Source organism: Fulvivirga aurantia, assembly GCF_009711475.1.
Taxonomy (GTDB): Bacteria; Bacteroidota; Bacteroidia; order Cytophagales; family Cyclobacteriaceae; genus Fulvivirga; species Fulvivirga aurantia.
This window is the reverse complement of sequence record NZ_SMMD01000423.1, coordinates 1-2,617: the sequence shown is the minus strand read 5'-3', so window position 1 is coordinate 2,617 and position 2,617 is coordinate 1. Positions and strand designations below refer to the sequence as shown.

The window sequence follows — 2,617 nt, the reverse complement described above, 5'->3', positions numbered from 1 at the left end:
AGTAAGATTCTTCCTTCGTCAGAATGACCTCTAAGAGTTGTTTTATAACTTTTGAGACAGCCTCAATTTTTTACTACCAATTGCTATGAAAAAATCCACAAAGAAGAGTATATATCATCAGTTACATCTATGGCTGGGGCTTATCTCCGGGCTTGTGGTTTTAGTTGTGGCTCTTACAGGGTGCCTATGGGTATTTCAAAAGGAGATTACGACTTTAGTTGAAGGAGAACGAAAAGTTATCCCACAAGAAAAACCGTTCATAACTGCCCTAGAAGCTAAAGAAACAGCGCTTACAGTATTTCCTGACAAGCACATTCATGGTACTGCCTTTGGTAAGACCGATGAGCCAGTAGAAGTTATTTTCTATGAAGCTGATCCCGAGTTTTATCAATCGGTATATCTCAATCCATACTCAGGTGAAGTAATGGAAGTTAAGAACCACAGAGAAGGTTTCTTTTGGTTTGTGCTCAGAGGTCATTTGTACTTGTGGTTGCCAAAAGCAATTGGTACAGAAATCACTTCTTACGGGACAATGATTTTTGTTGTGATGCTTATCACAGGTATTATTTTATGGTGGCCAAAAAAGAAGAAAGGGCGAAAACAACGTTTTAGATTTGTTTGGAAACCCAGCACCCGTTGGAGAAGAAAGAACTTTGACCTCCATAGCATTCTCGGATTTTATATCTCAGTCGTTGCTTTAGTTATTGCTTTTAGTGGTTTAATCATGGCCTTTAATTGGATTTATTATGTCACTTACCTCGCTTGGGGTGGCGACAAAGATCCAAGATTTGTGATACCAAATACGGCTGTTGAGCAAACCATCGACAAAGAGATGGTAATCAATAGTCTTGTACCACAAATCATGGAAGAGGTGCCGGAGTATAGCAGTATTGAATTGCATTACCCCACTTCAGATAGTGCCAGCGTCTACATAGAAGTGGCCACACAAGCTGGCGTTTACTACAGTTCTGATTATCGCTTTTTCGATCAATATACAGGGCAGGAGCTTGAATCTGCTAGTATCTATGGCAAATACAGCGAGGCCAGTCTTGCTGACAAGGTGCTGAGGATGAACTACGATATACATGTTGGAGCCATCGGAGGTGTCTTGGGTAAGATCATCGCCTTTATTGTTAGTCTATTGTGCGCATCGCTACCGGTTACAGGTTTTTTGATATGGCTGGGTCGTAGAAATAAGAAAAATGATGATACACCAAAGGCACTCAATCGTCCGAAGAAGGCTCCGGTAAAAAGACCAAAGCCAAAACTAAAAAAGATAGCCGCTGATTTGCAGGAAGCTTAAATGGTTTTGTGTGTAACCGTTGGCTTAATAAGCTAATACTAACACTTTCTACTTTAAAACTTTGTTTCTTTGTGGCTTAAAGAAAAGTCACAATGAAGTTTGAGCAGTATCACATAGCCGAGGGAATAAAAGCAGCCATTGATAAACAGGGGTATAAAAAGCCAACTGATATACAATACAAAACTATCCCGCACATCCTCAAAGGGGAAGACGTGCTGGCGATTGCTCAGACTGGTACTGGTAAAACTGCCGCCTTCGCTATACCTATATTAGACATCCTGCTTAAGCGCAAAATTAAAAGCAGACCCGATGGCGTGAAATGTCTGGTAATGGCGCCCACCCACGAACTGGCCATTCAGATTGATCAGGTTTTTAAGAGTCTGGGTAAAAATACCCGAGTCGAAACGTTCTGTATACATGGAGGCGTAGATCAGGAGCCTCAAATTGCCAAACTAAACAAAGGTATTGATGTATTGATTGCAACTCCTGGCCGATTATTTGATTTGGTAAGTCAGGGAGCTTTGAAGCTTCACAGGGTTGAGATTTTGGTGTTGGACGAGGCAGATCATATGCTTGACTTGGGCTTCATCAAAGACATCAGAGACCTCATGAGGCATTTGCCGAAGAAAAAACAAACGCTCTTTTTCTCTGCCACCATCAACGAAAAAATAAAGAAACTGGCTTACTCCTTGGTGAGTAATAATGCTATTCGTATTCAGGTTTCTCCAAAAAACCCAGTGGCTAAGAATATAGAGCACGCGGTAGCTTTTATCGAAATGGATGATAAAAGATTCTTTCTTGAGCATTTTATCAACGAGCACGAGGCACAAAAAATGTTGGTATTTGTCCGTACAAAGGTTAGAGCTGAGCGGGTGAAAAAAGCCATGGAAAGGGTAAACATCACAACTGATACTATCCATAGTGATAGGAGTCAGGAGGACCGCTCTAAAACCATGCAGGCTTATAGAAAAGGTGACCTCAAAGTACTCATTGCAACAGATGTAAGTGCTAGAGGTATAGATATACCCAATGTAGAGTATGTAGTAAATTACGACCTGCCGGAAGCTCCCGAGAGTTATGTGCACCGTGTAGGAAGAACGGGTAGAGGTACTCAAAAAGGACAAGCCATTACATTTTGCAGCGAGGAAGAAACAGCACTTCTCGAAATGATTGAAGAAAACCTCGGTAAGCCTATTGAGCGTTTAGAAATCTCATCCAGCGACTACCAATACACATTAGACATCTCAGAGGACAGGGCCGATAACTGGCAGGCTCTTATGAAAGAAGCACAACAAGCTCCCAAAGACAAGAAGC

Annotated in this window: 2 protein-coding genes; both read left to right on the top strand. The window is 41.6% G+C overall.

Annotation, left to right across the window (positions count from 1 at the left end; translation table 11 throughout):
- The first annotated feature begins 85 nt into the window (after nucleotides 1–85).
- Nucleotides 86–1,303 carry a PepSY-associated TM helix domain-containing protein gene (locus tag E1176_RS02545; protein WP_155209012.1) on the top strand — a complete coding sequence of 406 codons (1,218 nt, stop codon included), beginning with the start codon at nucleotides 86–88 and terminating at the stop codon, nucleotides 1,301–1,303.
- Nucleotides 1,304–1,395: 92 nt separating this feature from the next.
- Nucleotides 1,396–2,617: DEAD/DEAH box helicase (locus E1176_RS02540; protein ID WP_155209011.1), on the top strand; the 1,222-nt coding region annotated here is incomplete at its 3' end.